At 56.4% G+C, this 19078-nt stretch carries 10 protein-coding genes and 2 pseudogenes; 3 read left to right on the plus strand and 9 right to left on the minus strand.

All coding sequences use genetic code 11. From position 1 onward, the window contains the following. Positions 1 to 74: 74 nt before the first annotated feature. The 8 genes and pseudogenes from KQP88_RS07210 to KQP88_RS07240 form a co-directional block, all read right to left on the minus strand. Entirely contained in the window at positions 75 to 1724 is a 1650-nt protein-coding gene (locus tag KQP88_RS07210; protein ID WP_216705225.1) for a BatD family protein, read from the minus strand. Next, a pseudogene (locus KQP88_RS25540) lies at positions 1721 to 1900 on the minus strand (hypothetical protein); the annotation flags it as partial. The gene KQP88_RS07210 and the pseudogene KQP88_RS25540, both read right to left, overlap by 4 nt. A 116-nt stretch (positions 1901 to 2016) precedes the next feature. Next, positions 2017 to 3436, minus strand: a pseudogene (locus tag KQP88_RS07215) (VWA domain-containing protein); the annotation flags it as partial. Further along, on the minus strand, positions 3433 to 4491 hold the full coding sequence (locus KQP88_RS07220; protein ID WP_216705227.1) for a vWA domain-containing protein: 1059 nt from the start codon (positions 4489 to 4491) through the stop codon (positions 3433 to 3435). The pseudogene KQP88_RS07215 and the gene KQP88_RS07220, both read right to left, overlap by 4 nt. Next, the gene (locus KQP88_RS07225; RefSeq protein WP_216705228.1) at positions 4484 to 4978 is read right to left on the minus strand and encodes a DUF4381 domain-containing protein; all 495 of its coding nucleotides are present in this window, start codon (positions 4976 to 4978) and stop codon (positions 4484 to 4486) included. Before KQP88_RS07225 ends, KQP88_RS07220 begins: the two co-directional genes overlap by 8 nt. Then, a complete protein-coding gene (locus KQP88_RS07230; RefSeq protein WP_216705910.1) occupies positions 4975 to 5919 on the minus strand; it encodes a DUF58 domain-containing protein in 945 nt (314 codons plus the stop codon). Before KQP88_RS07230 ends, KQP88_RS07225 begins: the two co-directional genes overlap by 4 nt. Before the next feature lie 4 nt (positions 5920 to 5923). Continuing rightward, positions 5924 to 6883: an AAA family ATPase gene (locus KQP88_RS07235; RefSeq protein ID WP_025259182.1), complete on the minus strand. Its 960-nt coding sequence runs from the start codon at positions 6881 to 6883 to the stop codon at positions 5924 to 5926. 327 nt (positions 6884 to 7210) lie between these two features. Continuing rightward, entirely contained in the window at positions 7211 to 7957 is a 747-nt protein-coding gene (locus tag KQP88_RS07240) for an amidohydrolase family protein (protein WP_216705911.1), read from the minus strand. 117 nt (positions 7958 to 8074) lie between these two features. On the opposite strand from KQP88_RS07240, the gene KQP88_RS07245 reads away from it, so the two are divergent. The 3 genes from KQP88_RS07245 to KQP88_RS07255 all read left to right on the plus strand — a co-directional run bounded on the left by KQP88_RS07245 (position 8075) and on the right by KQP88_RS07255 (position 18722). Then, a complete protein-coding gene (locus KQP88_RS07245; RefSeq protein ID WP_216705229.1) occupies positions 8075 to 13105 on the plus strand; it encodes a Tc toxin subunit A in 5031 nt (1676 codons plus the stop codon). Positions 13106 to 13228: 123 nt separating this feature from the next. Next, complete coding sequence (locus KQP88_RS07250) at positions 13229 to 14155, plus strand: hypothetical protein (protein ID WP_216705230.1); 927 nt, start codon at positions 13229 to 13231, stop codon at positions 14153 to 14155. Continuing rightward, complete coding sequence (locus tag KQP88_RS07255; protein WP_216705231.1) at positions 14148 to 18722, plus strand: Tc toxin subunit A-related protein; 4575 nt, start codon at positions 14148 to 14150, stop codon at positions 18720 to 18722. The genes KQP88_RS07250 and KQP88_RS07255 overlap by 8 nt, the downstream gene beginning before the upstream one ends. Here KQP88_RS07255 and KQP88_RS07260 read toward each other — a convergent pair. Then, entirely contained in the window at positions 18715 to 19071 is a 357-nt protein-coding gene (locus tag KQP88_RS07260; protein ID WP_216705232.1) for a hypothetical protein, read from the minus strand. The two genes, KQP88_RS07255 and KQP88_RS07260, sit on opposite strands and share 8 nt — an antisense overlap. Positions 19072 to 19078 lie beyond the last annotated feature (7 nt).

Below are 19078 nucleotides of genomic sequence, written 5' to 3' on the forward strand. Positions count from 1 at the left end.
TTGGGGCGGATGTGTTGGTTTTCATGGCCTGTTAGGTTCGCGAATGAATTCGCTCCAACGTGGGAACGACAATCTCACTTCGGATAGAGCGGCGGCAACCCTGCATCGCCCGTCGGGTCCTGTATCCGCTCGGCTGCAGGCAGGGTGCGGATGGCGCGCCACAGGTCTTCGCCCATCCAGAACTTGCCGGTTTCGCTGTACAGCGCGCCGTTCAAGCCATCCAGCGCATCGGACAACGGTACGAAACGGGCGGCCATGTCGGCCAGGGTTTCAGGCTGCTGACGTGCCCAGGCATCCAGTGCCTGACGGGTTGCATGGGGATCGTTGGCGGTACACGCACGCTTGAGGTCGTCCAGGACGGTGCGCGGGCTTGGGCCGGTCTGCACCGCACGGGTCACCGCTGGCTGGCCACGTGCCCGCCACCAGAGGATCAGGCTCAGCAGGGTGGTCAGGGCGAGCAGCAAGGTGCTCAGTTGCCACGGCCAGACCGGCGGACCCAGGACTGTCAGGCCACCTTGTTCGTTGTTGACCGGAGTGTCCACCGCCAGCCCCGGATTGTTGTTGATCTGCAGGGTGCGTGCAGGGAGGCTGCTGTGTTCCAGATGATCTTCGCGGGTGTTCCACCAGGTCACGTCCACGGTGGGCAGGTCGATGGCGCCCGGACGATTGGGGACCAGCGCTTCACGTTCTTCCCGGGTGCCGATCAGGCCGCGCTCGCTGACCAGATTGCCCAGTTGCGGTTGATCCGGGTAATGCCTCAGGCCCGCTACCTGCGTGGCAGGCAAGGGCGGCAATTGCGAGCCGGACAGGCCTTCGGCCTTGAGAATGATGGTGCGGGTCAGGGAATCGCCCACCTGGCTGTTGCCCGGTTCGGGGTTCCAGCTTTCTTCCAGTGTCACGCTGCGGGCTGGCAACCAGGGCACATCGGCCGGGTAGTCCGCAGGCTTGGGTTTGACGTTCAGGGGAACCTTGGCGGAGCTGACCCGCATAAGCCGGCCCGGTTGCGGCCCGAACGGACTGGCTTCCTGATTCTGTGAGCCGGTCTGCACCAGCGTTGCACTGAAGACCAATGCCGGAACTTCCAGAGTACCGCTCTGTTGGGGATAGATCGCATAGCGCGTTTCGATCACGCCATGACGTACGCCATTGATCAGTTTTTCGTAGGTGCGTGAGTCACCAAGCTTGTCGACCCGCGCCTCGGCAATCTGCAAGGGGCTCAGGCTGCTATCGTCGAACAGCGATACCGAGTGATAGATGCGCAGGGTCAGCACCGCCTGGGCCTGCACATAGACGCTTTCCTGATCCAGGCTCGTCTCGATGAAGACCGGCGCCAACTGGCTGCCTTTATCCTGGGTGTCGCTCTGCATGACCTGCAGGCTCACGGGCTGGCTTTTCAGCTCGCCCAGTTGCAACGAAGGAATCACGACAATGCCCGACTGGCGGGGCAGCAGGGTGATGATCCAGCGGGTGGTGGCCTGATTGCCGCCATCCAGCGTGGTCAGCCGGTTGATCTGGCGGGTGCCGCGCACATCGAAATTGGCGTCCAGAGCGCTCAGGTCAGGTTTGCCGAACAGCGTGACATCGGAGGTTTCCAGAGTCAGTTCCACGGTCTCGCCGGAATTGAGGCGCGTGCGATCGACCTTGGCGATCAGCTCCGCTGCCTGTGACGACAAGACGACCAGCCCAAGGAACAGGCCGGTCAAAAGGGGGTACACACGACTCATCGGGTCTTTTCCTGATGTTGCTGTTCGTAGCGAAACTTGCGCCGCAGCAGCTCGCCGGGATCGTCCGGGATCTGCCTCAGCCATTGATCCAGCGCTTGACGTCGTTCGGCCGTGATCTGGCTCTCGGCCGGCTGGATCGGTGGGCGAGTGGTTTGTTCATCGTCTTGCGTCGAGCCTGTATTGTCATTGCCTGCCGCTTCGGGGGGCTGGCTGTCGGTGCTGCTGTCTTCCTCGGATTGAGGCTGATTCTGTTCCGTTTCGGGCGTGCTGCTGGCCTGCTGGTGCGGCGTTTCGTGGCCTTCTTCGCTTTGCTCGCTCTTGTCCTGCTCCGTTTCTGAAGCGCCTGGATTGTTGGCCTGATCCAGCAGACGCTGGATCAATGCCTTGTTGAATTGTGCCGCCGGGAAGTCCGGCTGGCGCTCCAGAGCCTGTTCGTAAGCGTCCAGTGCGGCTTCCAGCTCGCCGCTATGGGCCAGGGCATTGCCGCGATTGTAATGGTCGGCAGCCGTGTTGCCCTCGGCGAAGCGCTGGGCTGCGGTGGCATAGTCTCCCGCCTCATAAAAGGCCATGCCTTTCCATTGCGGGTTTTCAAAGTGCTGTGCGGCTTCGGCCGGGCGGCGTTGTTCCAGCAGGCGCTGGCCTTGTTGATCCGGGCGCAGCCACAGGTCCTGGAACTCGAACGCCTGACTGTTCTGCGGCATCATGAACAGCAGCGGCAGACAGAACAGCCAGCCCCGTCGTCCGGCGCAGGCTGCCAGCAGCAAGAGCGGCAACAGGAACCAGTAGCCCTGATCGGCCCAGGTATCCAGTTGCAGGACCTGCCCATCGCTGCGCAGATTCTGTGGACCGGCAAACAGGCCCAGGCTGCGCAGGTCTTCATCATCCATTCTGGCTTGACGATAGCTGCCGCCCAGGCTGTTGGCGAAATCATTGAGGCTGGTGCTATCCAGACGCGGCACCATGATCGCGCCCTGAGCGTCCTTGAGCAGGCTGCCGTTTTCCAGCGTTACCGGAGCCCCTTCGGCGGTACCGATGCCCAGAATCAGCAGCGGTGGCGATTGGCCTCTGAGTAGTTGCTCGATCCCGTTGCGTTCCTGTTCGCTCAAGGATGAGCCGATCAACAGAATCCGCCCCTGACCCAATGCACCTTGCTTGAGCAGGTCGAGGGCTTTCCTGACGGCCAGATCAGCACGTTGACCGGCCTGGGGCATGATCGAGGGTTTGATGGCATCCAGCAGGTTATGGCTGGTGACCTGATCGTCTGAGAGCGGCACCAGCGTGTGGGCGCTGCCCGCGTAAACGATGATGGCGGTCTGCGAGTCGCGGCGTGCCTGCAACAGATCCAGCAGCTTGCGTTTGGCCTGTTCCAGGCGGCTGGGTGCACTGTCGGTGGCAAGCATTTGTGGGGTCAGTTCCAGTACCACCACCAGTGGGTCGACCGGTTTCTGGCTGATCTGCTCGACACGCTGCCAGCCGGGACCGAGCAAGGCCAGTACGGCGAGCGCCCAGCAGAGGCCCAGAATGGCCCAGGGCAATTTATTGTTGCGCCCGCGTCCGCCGTTGAGCAGCACGGAGTGGAAGGCTGCGGGCATGATCATCTGCCAGCGCCCGGCGCGTTTCTGCCGGTGCCAGAGGTGCCAGATCAACAGGCCCAGCAATGGCAGGATCAGCAGCCACCAGGGCCTTAGCCAGTGAGGCCAGAGCGCGATCATCGTGGCCTCCGGATACGTTCCAGACGTTTGCGAAGACGCACCAGCCGTTGCTGGTTGAGCAGACGTTGCAGGGCGTTGTTGGCCCACAGATCGACGAAGACCAGCAACACGCTACCCAGCAGCGCGGCCGCCAGCGGCCACTGATAAAGCGCCATGGCCGGGCGTGCCTGGGTGGGTTGCTGGGCAACAGGCTCCAGTGAGTCCAGGGTCAGGCGGATCTTTCGCAGTTCTTCGCCGTCACGGGCGCGGAAATACTGACCACCGCTGATGGCGGCTATTTCCTTGAGTGTGGGCTCATCCAGATCCAGGCTCGGGTTCAGGCCGAGCATGCTCTGCACACCGCTGCTGTCGGGATCGGAGCCGATGCCGATGGGGTAGATTTTCACACCTTCCTCGGCTGCCAGCCGTGCGGCGGTTATCGGATCGATCTGCCCGCCGTTATTGGCACCGTCAGTCACCAGTACCAGCACACGGCTGTTGGCCGGGCGCAGGCGCAAGCGCTTGAGAGCAAGGCCGATGGCATCGCCAATCGCAGTGTTTTTGCCGGCGATGCCGATCCTGGCTTCATCCAGCCAGACGCGGACGGTACGGCGGTCGAAGGTCAGGGGCGCTTGCAGAAATGCCTGGCTGCCAAACAGGATCAGACCGACGCGATCACCCTGGCGGTTTTCGAGAAAGTCGCCCAGCAGATTCTGGACCAGTACCAGACGGCTGACGTCTTCGCCTTTCCACTGCATGTCGGGATAGTCCATTGAGCCGGACACATCCACGGCCACCAGCAGATCCCGGCCGCTGGCGGCGATGGGCAGTGGTTCGCCCAGCCATTGTGGGCGTGCTGCTGCGATCAGCAGTAACAGCCAGATCAGCAGCAGTGGCAAGCGTTGCCGCCAGGCGGGCAGGTTGGCCTTGGCACGTCGTCCGCTGAGTTCTTCGAGTTCGTTGAGAAAGCTGACCTTGAGCGCCGCTTCGCCGCTGTCTGCAATGGGCAGCACAAAACGCATCAGCCAGGGCAATGGCAGCAGGGCGAAGACCCATGGCCAGGCGAACTCAAACATGTTTGCGAATCCAGGTTTCGACCGACTGGGTCAGGCCGAGGATGGCCTTGTCGTCGAGCTTGCATTCGGGTTTATAGCCACCTTCGACCAGAACCATCCAGCGGGTCAGGCCGGCAGCGGGGCAGCGGTTGTCGAGAAAGGCCAGCCATTTGCGACCGTTGAGGGTGTGGCTCTGGCTGTGAGGGTAGTGGTTGCGGCACACACGCTTGAGCAGACCGTTGATCTGTTGCAGCCACGCTCCGGCCGGTGCGCCGTCATAGGGTTTGGGCAGGCTGGCCAGTTCGGCCAGTGCTGCAAGCCGCACCGGGTCCAGAGGTTGTTCGCCGCGACGCTGGCTGGCCTTGACCGGCAGCAGCACACGCAGTCGCCAGAAGCCCCAGGCCACGGCCGGTATGAGCGCCATCAGAAACCACCAGCCCGGTGCCGGCGGCCAGAAGCCGATGGGCGCGGGTGTGATCAAGGGTTGCAACTGATCCAGAGGGTTCATTTGTTCTTTACCGGACGTCGGGCATCCAGATAGTCACGCAACTGCTCGACCATGGCGGTTTGAGTGCTCAGGGGCATGAGCAGGACCCGAAGTTTCTTCGCCAGCAGTTCCCAGCGATCAGAGCGGGCCTCGCCTTGTGCGCGATAGGCCTTGCGCAGTTCGGGGTCCAGAGTGTCGAGCTCCAGCTGGGCACCGCGCTCGGCAAAGCGCAACAGACCGGCGGCGGGGAGGGCGCGGTCCAGAGGATCGGAGACAGGCAGCAACAGCAGGTCGCAATGCCGTGACAGCAGGCTCAATTGTTGTTCGGCAGCATCGGACAGTGCACGTTCGTCACAGAGCACGATGACCAGACTGCCGGGACGCAAGACTTCCCGGGCGCGACGCAAGGCGATACCGAATGCATCGCGGTCTGCGGCGATTTCGGTATGCAGCGACTGATTGACCCGCACCAGCCGGTTCAGCAGTTGCAGCAGACATTGCTTGCTGCGTCGGGGCTTTATTTCGTAATGCTCGTTGTCGCCGAACACGAGTCCGCCGATCCGGTCGTTGTGCTCCAGTGCAGCCCAGCCGATCAGGGCCGCAGCCTGAGCCGCCAGCACCGACTTGAACATCAGCCCTGAACCGAAGAACAGGCGACGGCTTTGCTCCACCATGATGAAGATCGGGCGTTCGCGCTCTTCATGGAACAGCTTGGTATGTGGCTCCTGGGTCCGGGCCGTGACGCGCCAGTCGATGCTGCGCACATCGTCGCCTGCCTGATAGACCCGCACCTGATCGAAGTCCACGCCACGTCCGCGCAATCTGGAGTGGTGCAGACCGATCAGGGGGCTGCGTCTGCTCGGCGTGGAGAACAACTGCACTTCCCGCACGCGATGACGCATCTCGATCAGCTCGCTGAGGCTGACACGAATGCCCGGTTGTGAAATCAGGTAGGGTTGCATGGCTTCAGGCAACGGCGACGACGTCGAGGATCCGCTGGATGACACGGTCCTGATCGATACCGGCAGCCTCGGCTTCAAACGACAGGATGATGCGATGGCGCAGCACGTCGAACAGCACCGCCTGAATGTCTTCAGGGCTGACGAAGTCGCGTCCGGCCAGCCAGGCGTGAGCCCGTGCACAGCGATCCAGGGAAATGGAGCCACGAGGGCTGGCGCCATAGCCGATCCATTCGGCCAGTTCCTGATCGAACTTGGCCGGAGTGCGGGTGGCCATGACCAGTTGCACCAGGTATTCCTCCACCGCATCGGCCATGTACAGGCCGAGGATTTCCTTGCGGGCGGCAAAGATAGCCTGCTGGCTGATCCGGCGTTCGGGCTTGGTTTCGCCGTTGAGGGCTTCGCCACGGGCCTGTTGCAGGATCTTGCGCTCTACGGCTGCATCGGGGAAACCGATCTTGACGTGCATCAGGAATCGATCCAGCTGCGCTTCGGGCAGCGGATAGGTGCCTTCCTGTTCGATGGGGTTCTGCGTGGCCATGACCAGAAACAGTGGCGACAGGTCATAGGTGCTGCGTCCGACGCTGACCTGACGTTCGGCCATGGCTTCGAGCAGGGCCGATTGCACCTTGGCCGGCGCACGGTTGATTTCGTCGGCCAGCACCAGATTGTGAAAGATCGGCCCTTGCTGGAAGACAAAGCTGCCGGTTTCCGGGCGGTAGATCTCGGTGCCGGTGATATCCGCCGGCAGCAGGTCGGGGGTGAACTGAATACGATGGAACTGCGCTTCGACGCCTTCGGCCAGTTCCTTGATGGCCTTGGTCTTGGCCAGACCCGGAGCGCCTTCGACCAGCATGTGGCCGTCGGCAAGCAAGGCAATCAGCAAGCGTTCGATCAGCTTTTCCTGGCCGAGGATCTGCGTTGAAAGAAATGTTCGCAGCGCAATCAGCGCTTCACGATGTTCCATCGATGAGTGTTCCTGGCAAGGTAATCTGCGGTGTCACATGACACCGAAGCTGGGGGCGATACTTTAATCCATCCCGATAGGGATCGACTAACCGCTACAGGGTTTTTTATACGTATTCAGGAACTGGGTGGCGTTTATTTGGGAATAGTCCCACAGGTTTTGTCAAAGAAGCGTGTAGGCAAATCTTTTTGTGGGAGGCAGCTTGTTGGCGACTTCAGCGTACGACGCAGAATATCTGTCAGTTTCAGGCCTTTTTCGCCAGCAAGCTGCCTCCCACAAGTCTTGATGCTCCGTGGGAGGGGCGCGCGACGGCGCTCGGATAATGTTTCATATCCGATAGAAGTCCGCCGCGTTCTCCCATAGAACCTTGTGTGCGGCCTTTTCGCCCAGTGACTCCATGACCAGTTCGATATCGCTCGCCTGGAAAGGGCGGGGTGCGCGGGTCGAGGGCAGGTCGGTGCCGAACATCAGAGCATGAGGGTTGGCCGAGTAAATATCCTTGAGCGCCTGATCCACCGCAAAGTCCACACGCCCGAAGCCGCATGCCTTTATCCGCACACCGCCCTCAGCAAGGCGCAGTACAGTGGGCAGGCCTTCGCGGCTCAGACCCAGATGGTCGATGCTGATGGCAGGCAATTGCAGCAGGCGGGTTTCGATTTCGGCCAGTTCACGGGAGTCGATATAAAGCTCCGAATGCCAGCCCACCTGCCGATGCACACGTCTGGCCAGGGACTCGAGCTGATCCAGTTGCTCCGAGCCGCCACGCTTGAGATTGAAGCGCAGGGCGCGCACGCCGAAGCCGTTGAGTGTATCGAGCTCGGCATCGGTGACGCTGGCGGGCAACTGGGTCACGCCGACAAATTCCGGACCTAGCCGTCGCAGGGCTTCAAGCAGATAACCCTGGTCGAAAGCCTGAAACGAACCGGAAACTACTGCACCGCCGGTGACACCCAGAGGGGTGACGGCAGCCTGGTAGTCCACGACGCTGAAAGGGTCGGGCAGATAGCCATTGTTGGCCTTGAGCGGAAAGTGCGGGTCGATGATGTGGCAGTGGGCATCGAAAATGGGCGGCATGGCAGGCTCCAGATAGCGAGCTGTCACCTTACTCCTTGCTTCGCCGGATTTCGCTGATCTATATACCGACACGCTTGAAATTATCCGGGTTCCAGTTCTCTTGCCGCTGGTCATCCATTGCGCAATACCTTCGCCGCCTGTCGCCCGGTTTCAGTGAGAGGCGTCAAGGTCTGCTTCACTTTTTCGTTAGCGGTCTTTAGCAGTGGCCATTTCAAGGACGAAATGACTCGGTGTGTTGCCATCATGAAGAAGGAAGCTGGAAAAGTTGCCCAGGCAGATTCTGCCTTGGCGATCCTGTTGAAAAGATTTGCTCAGCCTCAAATGTCCCAGACGGCTATCAGCGACCAATTCCCCTCGGTGTTCAGTATTGCCAAAGGCACCACCGCGCAACTCCTGGAATCCGATCCTCTGCTGCACATATCGACTGCGCGCAACATGCACGCTGCATCGATTTCCATGAGCGCAGCTATCGCCCGGCAATTTCGTGAACGGCGGCTGACAGCCTCGGTGCGGCGTGCGTTACGTTACGAAAACGAGATTTCCAGTCTGGTAGACACGCCTACCTATACCGACATGTTCAACCCTGACTGGGCCAGCCATTGTCCTCCCGACGCAATCGAAGCCACCACTTCGCCGATTGCCTACCTGGCTGATCTGTACCGGGAAGTAGAAGCCATCGAAAAGACTGGCGACCATGAGCGCGCGATCCCCCTGGCCACTCGACGGCCCGATCTGGCTTCACTGGTGCTGGACCATAACGCGCTCAATTGCATTGAGCCGACCCTGGTGCTGGCCAATGAAATCCTTGAAAAATCTATTCGCAGCTATCTCGATGGCATCAGCCTGCCAGACAAGTCGGTAGACGACGCCATGCTGGAAGTCCGTTACCCCTTCACCTTGCCTTACGAGCGCTACCAGCAGCAGATCAACTACGTGCTCAATCGCAGGAAGCGCCTGCCCGGCGATCCGATTCGAGCCGCGGATCCGGCTTATCCGTACTTCAAGGAGCCGGGTGTGCACTCGCTGTTGTCGGATATTGCGTTGATACAGGACAGCGGTCTGGGGCCTGTGCAGCAGGGGATGCTGGTTGAAGCGCCGCACATGGTCGCGGTTGCGCCTGATGATTCTGGAAAGACGCCCCGCCTGAGACGTATCAACCCTAGAAACGGGAGGCTTGAAAGCGGGTTTCCGGCAATGTCGAGTTTCTTCAAGGATAACTTTGGTACCGATGACATCTATGGATTGACCGATACCCAGGTCTTCTGCCTCAGAACCGGACTCAGTACTGACCAACTGGATTCATTGTTGTCGTTGGGGCCTTATGCTCCTTCGCTGTCAGCCAACGTCAAGGATCCTGGTACGCCGGTCGATGGTTCGGCCTATGGCTCGATTTATATCAATGCCGCGCAAAGCCCTGCGATAGCCATTCAGTCCTCGGAGGAAGAAGGATCTCCTGTTCATCGCCTGATCAATTGTCCCCTCGAGCGCTTTGATCGCATGAACCGCCTGATTCGCCTCGCGAACTGGCTGCAACTGTCTTTTGATGAGGTGGATCAATTGCTGACCGCTTCGCAACAAGCGGAACAGCGTGTAATCGATACCTTGCTACAGCGCGCTTCTCCACCTGCGCACCTGATTACCCCGAACACACTGCGTGCGCTTGGGTTGTTTCAGGCTGCACGCAACCGTTATGAGGTAACGGCGGAAGATTTTTCAGCACTGCTGTACGGTCTGGCCGTGCATGGCAGGGGGAAGACACCGTCGCAGTTCGACCGGATCTTCAATAACCAAGCCCTGTTTTCCATACCGCTGGTTCTGGACGGCTCGTCCTTTGAGGTCACGCCGAAAAATGAAACCGAACGCCAGAAGATCGATCACCTCTGTGCGGCTCTCGGGCTGACCTACGAGATGTACCGTTTCGTTGCCAAGGTCGTCGAGCAGTCCTGGGGAGGGAAGCCCTTGCAGTGGACGCGGGAGGTTGTGTCTGCGTTTTATCGGTTGGTCAGGCTGCCTCGCTATCTTGGGCTAAGCACTATCGAAGCGCTGGCACTTCTGGAGTTGCTCGACAATGGTGGGAGTCAATTGGTCTCGAAGCTGGCCGGTATTACCCAGATTGTCACGTACTACGCCTCTGCCAATACCGATACGCTGAGTGTCATTCATGCCTTGATGGATTGCGCTCAATGGCTGCAGGAAAATAAATGGACCGTCGCCCAGATGTGTCGTCTGGTCCTGCCCGCTCTGACCCTGCCGGTCGCAACTGATGCCGAACATAACCTGTTGAGGCAAATCCATTCCCGACTGGCTTCTGCACTGATCACCGACAGCAGCTTTGCCCAGATCGGTTTGCCTGATTCCTCAGAGTCTCTGCAGATCGATGCCCAGGGCGGGGAATATTATGTCAGCGAGCCGATTGACTGGTTTGCCGAGTTGAGCCGTATTGTTGACACAGGAGAGCAAAACCCTGCCTCCAAAGGGTTGGTGAAGTATCTGAAAGGGGAAGCCGAGGAGTCTTTTGAAGAGACTCTCAGCAATGAAGTGAAGTTTGTATTGAGCATGCTAGGGCTGCCTGTCGAAGAGCTGCACCCCAAAATCACCAATATGATCATGCGGGCAAGGGGGGCGCAGGAAGCCTTGCTGATGGAAGGCCTCGCGGGATATCTGAGTACCTCCGCAGATCAGGCAAAGGCTGTGTTGTTCTGGAGTGAGGGCAATCGCTATCAATTGCTGTCGGAAGTGCTGCGTGTTTACGGGCCAGGCTCCACAGCGAATGTTGCTATTGGTGACGAGGTCTTGCTGGTGCTGGATGCGCTATCAAAGCGTGCAATGCTCAGCGGGCACCTGACGTTGAGTTCGACGCTGATCATTCAATATGTCGAGCATCCCGAATGGTTTGGTCTGCCTGATACCGAGCTGTCTCTGCAATCCGTTTATTTCCTCACTAGGTATGCCAGCACATTGCGCCTCAGTGAGCAGAATGAAGACACCCTGCTCGACTATTTTCGGTTGATCAACACCCTTTGGGAGGGGGCGACAGAAGGAGACAAGCGTCTGATACGCGACAGCGCCGCCAGCAAACTGGCCGGTTTCCTGCGTTGGGGGGTACGTGACGTTCTTGCGGTTGCTCACCGTTTGAACCCCGAGTCTGGTGTTATCTTCACTCTTCCCGAGTTCGATGTTCTGGTACGCGAATCCCTGCTGAGCCGGCATACCGGACTGGACGCCAATGCTCTGTTGGCGCTGCATGAGCTGACCCCGACAACATCGACCGAGCTTTACCGCCGGGCAGCGGATCTGGCATTGAGCTGTCTGACGGAAACTCGGCCTGCCAGTACTCTGGATGAGGTCGGCCAGAGTCATTCCAGTGTGATCACTGTGACCCCGGATTATCTGGTGGCCCAGCGTGAGAGCGACATCGCGACCTACACCATCACCTTGCGTGATTTCATGGACCAACCGCTAAGCGATGTGACCGTTAACTGGACGACGGATCTGGGTGTGCTGGATCAGACCATTAACATTACTGACGACAACGGACAGGCCTCGAACACAATGCACAGCGGCAACGTGATGGGTATGGCTCATGTTGTTGCTCATTACGGACTGGGCGAACAATTGATGGCCCCTGTAGTGGTGATTGATTGCGATGAGAGTTCCTTGCACTTCACTGAGGGCGAGTACGAACCCTCGAAAGCGCTGGCCAATAATCTTGAGGCTATTTATTTTTCGATCAGGATGGTCGATGACTATGACAATACAGGCATTGATCGTGCCGTCGAATGGGGAGCGACGCTGGGCGAATTCAAACGCTTTCAAACGTACACAAATCAGCAAGGTATTACCGAGGCAGAGTTACGCAGTCGACCTGCCGGAGAATCCATCGCGATTGCACGGTATAAAAACGGTCGGGATTGGGAGTTCATTCCTGTTGAGTTTGTGAGTATTCCCTATTTTCAATATGTTCGTTTCAACAATACGGTCGTTTCGGGTATTGAAACTGAGGTGGAGTGTAGTCTTGTCGAACTGGATGGTACTCCTGTGGTGGGAAGGGAGATCACCTGGAGTGATGACATGGGTGGCCTGCTGGAAACAACAAGCACTACCGATGACAGGGGCATTGCCAGCGCACGATTCAAGACTGATCAAGAGGGTAAAGTGGTTGTCACGATCAGTGCCGGTGAGCCGATCAAGAACAAAAGCAGCGAGCAAACAACAATCCATCCTGGAGTCGTCATTGACAGGTCCGAAGCCAGCAGCACCGAGTTTCTGGTGGGCAGTGCCGATCCCCTCGTATTTTCCGTATGGCTCAAGGCAGGAAGCCAGCCAGCCCGGCGCTTCCCGGTTGATTGGTTGGTCAATAACTTGCCCGTGACGACCACTCAAACAGACAGTGAAGGGATGGCCAGGTTCAGTTCGAAGTTTGAGAGGGGGAATCATGTCGTCAAGGCTTTAGTCAGTGGAATAGGGCTGGCTGTTGAATTTCCGGTTTATGCCATGCCGCCTTGCAAGTTTCAGATCACCAGCGAGGGGGGGTATAGCGATGAAAGTCCTTACTTGTTGGGAAGGACGTATGAGCGGAATATTCTGGTAAAAGTCATTGATGAAAGTGATGAGCCTCTTGAGGGCGTAGAGTTCAGGTTGGATTATGAAGAAAAGCTGGCATGTTATATTAGTCATGTGGGTGAAACTCGGGTTTCCTCTTTGGAAGGTACCCGGTTTTACACTGATGTAAGGAGGGGTATTGAGTATGGTGATATCGAGATTTTCCTAAGTGGGCGACTGCCAAAACCAATGAGGCAAATCTATAAGGTGGGTTGGATATGTAAAATGGCATCTGTCTATATAAGGCGTGAGGATGCTTCTGGTTATATACTTTTAGATAATGCTGCTCCCGGTTATGGTTCTGAAATGAATGTTCCTCCAGGCTTTAGCACGACGCTTGATTTTGCTGTTGAAGCTAAAGATTGGCATGCAACACTTCCTCTAGAGATTCATTCTAGTGGGCTTATGAAAGCAACAATGAATGTGCCGGTTGCTGCAGGATTGGAAATCAGGGACTGGATGACTTGTTCTGGAGCTGTTCTTCTGGATGGCTATCTGGTCATTATGCCGAGTGGGGCCGAAGTTTCCATGCCTTTTACTCAATGAGCAAAGTGGCTTCGTTTTTATACGGCTGTCGTTGGCTGAGCATACAGGAGGCTTACAGTCATTAGAGAGCGATGATTATCCAAGGTATGGATAGATAGTTTACTAAAGGAAGAGGGTGTCGACATGAGGGTTTTTTCTGAAATTGTTATTGTTAAAGGTTTGGCGTCAGGCGAGGTTTACTGGGTGGGTCGTTCCGATCCGGTCAAGTTTTTGGTTTGGTTGCTGATTGACGAGAGTCGTGCGGTTGGTTTTCCGGTTGACTGGAGTATTGATGGAGAGTTGAAAGAGACGGTTGTATCTGATGAGAAAGGTATTTCCAGTATAAACCTTAAATTCGAACCGGGTGAGCACACGGTGACCGCCAGGATTTCCGGAGCTGCTCAAGGATTTGAGTTCAGGGTTCTGGCAAATCCACAGTATGCATTCAAATGGTTTTTGTCTGGGCCTTATTATGAACCTATAGCTCCGGATATATTGATGCCTTTCGACTATACACTCACTGTCTATACGGTAGATGCCGAGGAGGGGGAAGTTTCTGGTGTGCCGTTCAGGGTTGAAGAGTTTAATACAAATACCTTGACAATCAAACCGGATGACGATCAGCAGTCAGTGCCGGGAGGAGTAGCATTCCACATGGATGTCACGTATTCGAACTTTATCGATACCCGTTTTGTTCTGCGTAGTGCTCATGGGGTTGAAGAGGTCTTGTCCTTTAAGATCGGGCGTCTGTTTCCTTTTGTAGAGGGGCGTGTTGAAGAGCGTAAGTTTTATGCCACCTACAGGCTTCCTTTTGGCAGTGGTGATTCCCAGGTGGATCTGAGTGTCGCTCGACCTGTTGCTTACGTTGCCTCTCGAGACTGGACGTGTGAAGGCCGTTTTCCGGCAGGTTTTGTTATATATGGCGGCACGGCTGTATTTGAGTTTCCCGAGCCGTTGATTGCCGGAGATCTTGTGATTGTAGAGTTCTATCGTGTTAATGAACGTGCCGTACTTTTGCCGTTCACCTATGAGGTGCCGCCGGACAGGGATGGAGGCATTGAAGATGACTAGCAGAATAATCCCCGAACTCGAAGAGCAGCGCCGTGACGCCTTGGTCGGTTATTACCTCGGTCAGCTTGTTCCTTCGGATGTCACTTCGGCCCCCCTGGGGTTGACCACGCCTGACGATTTATATGAATACCTGCTGATCGATAATCAGGTCAGCGGTGAGGTTGAGACCAGCCGGGTGGCGCAAGGTATCGCCAGTATTCAGCAATATATCAACTCGATATACAACGGTATGGAGCCTGGCTATGCACATGGTTTTGATGAGGAACGCTTGAGGCTCTGGCGTGAAGGCATGAGTGAGTACAGCGTCTGGGCAGGTTACCAGATGATCGAAGACTATCCGGAAAACTATATCAATCCGACTCTTCGCCTCGGGAAAACCAGCCTGTTTCAGTCATTCGAGTCAGCGTTGGAGCAGAGTCGTCTGAATGAAGATAACGTACAGTCTGCCTTGAAAAACTATGTGGATGATTTTGAGATCGTCAGTAACCTGAAAGTGGTGGCCTGTTATATAGATAGTGAGGATTTTCGGCAGGCTAATTATTATTTTATCGGGCGGCAAAATGTCGAACCCTTTTCCTATTATTGGCGCATGGCGAAAGTTGATCTGCAGGAAACCAGCACCCATTTATTGCCCACAGCATGGACCGAGTGGCTCAGGGTCGACGTGGCGTGTGATGCAAAAGTGCAGCATGTACGTCCCGTCGTGGTCGATGGCCGATTGCATGTTGTCTGGGTGGAGCTGGGGCAGGCAGAAATAAATGATGAGGGAATAAAAACCGGTAAATTTTATTACCGTGCCAAAATGGCCTACAAGAAAGTTTCTGGTACCTGGTCGTCCGCGACACAGATCTACGAAGGGCTGACTGACAAGCAAAACCTGGAAGGGCGAGAGGGTGGTAGCGCCTTGGCAGGACGTTTCACACTGGTTGCCTGCATGGACATCCGTTTTGTCGGTGAACCGCGCTTGATTGTCTGTTTTCAATATAGAAATGACGCTGCTACCGACGTAGCGGCAGAGCCTGAGCGTTTTCTGCTGGTGTTCGATAAGCTTTTCAACAAAGTCATTGTGAGTCCAGAGGAAGAGGCACTGTTATACGGAATTGCCGCAAGTATGGTGGCCATGGATCCAGCACGTGCACAATTTCCTCTGGGCGGCAAGTATGCCGATGGGGCGAATCTTTGGGAGTTGAGCGGCGTTACCTGGAATACAAGCGGTGATAATGATATTCCGTCTGGGGGCGTCAATCAGTTTCTTGAGCTGGATGTTTCATTGCACAGTTCGGCGCAAGGATGTCTACTTGAGGTGCAGGGGATTTGTACGGCGAAGCGTTATCAGCGTCATGAGTTTCACTTGTGCCTTTTTGGATCAAGATATACCGAGGAGGGTGATTACAAAATCGAGATGCGGGGTACTCAGGGGCGATTTTATCTTGATGTAAGGTTCATCTATTTTTTTCCTCTCCTGCCTTTGCCCCCTACTGCAAGAGGGGATTTGATGTGGAATGGTACGCTGATCGGGAGTTATGAGCCTGAAGATTTCAAACCGATATATATATATCCGGATTTTTGTATTCTCTATCAGGCTATTGTGGAGTTACCCATCAATCCTGATGAGTTTCCTACGCCGACAGATGATGAAGTCAGAGCCGGTGCCGGTTTTAAACTGGACATGGAGGGAGGTCTGCTGGTTCTGGCAAATAGTGCCAATCATTATGGGGAGACTGTAGGTCCGGCCGTCCAGGGGTTTGATATCTGGGAGGTTACACCGGAAGTTTCGTATGAATTTGTGCTCAATGGCGCTGCCAGAACAAGGGTGGAGACTCTCGAGTGGCTGGGTGGCGATAACCTCAAGGTTCTTCACTTTGGCGCGGTACCCAAGGGCTCCAAGTATGGTTATAACGAATATCATATTGAACGACTCATGAAGCCTGAGCCGGTTCCCGTCATTGTCTCCACACCTGAGGGAGGACAGTTTCTTGATCTGGCGGCACTTGAGTTGCCTTCTTTGCGTTATGTACGAATGAACACGACCTTCGCCAAGGATCTGGTCAAGAAAGCCGAGTTTTCGCTGGGGGGGATATTGAGCTGGGAGATTCAGCACACCCAGGAGCCTCCGGCTCCGGGTAGCGGGTCAGTCCCCCTGGATTTCAAAGGGGCCAATGGCCGTTATTTCTGGGAGCTGTTCTTCCATGTTCCGCATCTCATTGCCCATCGGCTGCATACCGAGTTTGATTATCTGGGCTCGGAAAGCTGGCTGCATTACTTGTTCAATCCTCTGGAGCGCATTGCGCCCTTGTACCCCCCGCCAGTGGCAGAACATCCTTACTGGACCAGTCGTCCTCTGACTTTTGAAAGCGACCCGGCATACGAATGGGGCGGACTGGGAGATCCTGATGCAATCGCTTACGGCGCACCGTCCCATTATCGCAAGGCCATTTTTGTCTTTTACCTGAATAACCTGATTGCCCACGGCGACATGCTCTACCGGCAATTGACCCGGGATACGCTCAATCAGGCGCAGCTTCTCTACGTTCGTGCGGCGTCTTTACTGGGGCCGCTTTCCAAGGGGCGCAGTATCAGCCGCTGGACTCCGATGACACTGCAAGAGGCTTCAGCCGGTGATGAGAGTGTGTTTGCCGATTTCGAGGTTTCGGGGCTGAAAGGACTGGAGTTTGATGTGCCCGTTCATTCTGAAGGACAGCTCTGGTTGCATCTTCTGGATGCACCCTGGTTTCGCCTGCCGGTCAATACCCAATTGCTTGATCTGTGGGAGAGGCTGGCATTACGGCTCTACAACCTGCGACACAATTTGAGCCTGGATGGCAAACCGCTTTCGCTGCCACTTTACGCGCCTGCGGCAAATCCCACTGACCTGCTGCGTGCCCAGGCCGCTGGCGGCGGCAGTGGGCAACGGCGTCTGGGGTCGTTGGCGATTATTCCGCCATATCGTTTCAGGGCCATGCTGTCGCGGGTACAGAATGCTGTCGAAACGCTGATCCGCTATGGCGATCAGTTACGTGGGTACATGGAGATCCGTGATCGTGCCGATCAGGAGGAGTTGCAGCAGGCTCATGTTCTGGAGCTGTCTGCCTTCACTGAAACTCTTCAGATCCAGATGATCGAGCAGTCCGTCAAATCCCGTGAAGCATTGGTGGGGAGTCGAGCTGCTATTGAGTCGAGAAAAAACTACTACCAGAAGTTGGAGCAGGGGGACGTCAGTCCGGCTGAAAGACGTTCTATGGATTTACATGGAGAAGCCAAAGACCTGGATGTTGCGGCGGTGGCAGGGACTGCAACGGGGCATCTAGTTGACGCTGTTGCTCCAAGCATATTCGGGACGGCATATGGTGGTATGCGCCCAGCCGGATTTTTCTATACTGCAGCAGCGATCATGCAGGCTTTCGCTTTAGCAAAGTCCAGAAATGCAGAGCAGGCTCAGATCAGCGAACAATACCGCCGCCGTCGTATCGAGTGGCAGTTCCTGGCCCGTCAGGCTGAGCAGGATCTGGAGGCTCTTGACCTTCAGATCGAGGTTCAGGACGTTGCCATCCAGGCGGCCAGGACCAGTCTTGAGCAGGCGACCAAGGCTCAGGAGCAGGCGCAGGTTTACTACACCTTCCTGAAAAGTCGCGCCACAGGCCCGGCTTTGTACCAATGGCTGATCGGCCAGATGGCAACTCTGTATTTCCAGGCTTACGATGTGGTGCTGTCGATGTGCCTGGGCACCGAGGCCTGTTGGCAATACGAAATCGGTGATCGCGATACCCGCTTCATTCCCGTCAATGCCTGGGCCGATAATCGCTATGGGCTGACAGCAGGCGAGATGCTCAAGCTTGGGTTGTTGCAGATGGAGTCGGCCTTTCTCTCTCGACACGAGCGGCGTCTTGAACTCACCAAGACGATATCCCTGAAAAACCTGCTCAGGCATTACGATCCCGGGGCAAATGCTCTGGACGCGACACCACGGGCAACAGGCTGGGAAGCGGTGATTACTCAACTGGAAACCACGGGTGAAATTGCTTTCGATCTTGACTCCTCGTTATTCGACAAGGATTACCCGGGGCAGTATCTGCGTCAGATCGTGCGGGTTTCCGTATCCATTCCCGCCGTGCTGGGGCCTTACGAAGATATTCGTGTCCTGCTGACCCAGCAGGCAAGCAGCGTTCTGTTGAGCCCGGACATTCGCGGTGTGCGTTATCTCTACAAGGAAGCCGGCGAGCTGCCGCCAGAGTCGGATGATGAGGTCGACTCGACGAATATCGTGTTCAACCCCAGGACCTATCAACAAATCGGTATTTCCAGCGGAATCGACGACCATGGCATGTTCATGCTGGATTTTGGTGACGAACGCTACTTCCCGTTCGAGGGCACAGGCGCTGTATCTCGTTGGCTCTTGAGCTTTCCGCGCCATGAGTCCGAGCGGCAAAAGGCAATTCTGGGTTCGCTGACTGATATCATCCTGCACGTGAAATACCTTGCGGTGGACGGTGGCAAGGTATTCAACGCGCAGGTGGAGGCATTGGTTAAAGCGGTGGAAGCGGGCGAGGCTTCCAGGCGTATCAATTGAGATTGCTTTCGAGCGCGCCGATGTCCTTGAGCAGTATTTGCAGGGTCTCGTGCACTTCACTCAGATCATCAGCCGAAGAGGTATGCAGAATCTCATAGCGGGTATCGCCACCCAGGGCTTCTGCATCCTCGGCTGATATTTCCACCACCAGATGCGTGGCATTCAGGGAAACCTTCAGGTCGGTGACGTACACCGTATCGTCGCAGACGGTGATTTCGACTTCGTCTTCATCCGGAAAACGTGCCAGGGAAAACAGCTCGTTCTTCTCGTCATGGCAGCACAGCAGCGCCATGTCGTCATTCTCGTCGTCGCAAGGATTGGCGAGTAAAAGGGCGGTCTTGATTTGCATGTCGAGT

This window comes from Pseudomonas lijiangensis (assembly GCF_018968705.1).
In the GTDB taxonomy this organism is placed as follows: domain Bacteria; phylum Pseudomonadota; class Gammaproteobacteria; order Pseudomonadales; family Pseudomonadaceae; genus Aquipseudomonas; species Aquipseudomonas lijiangensis.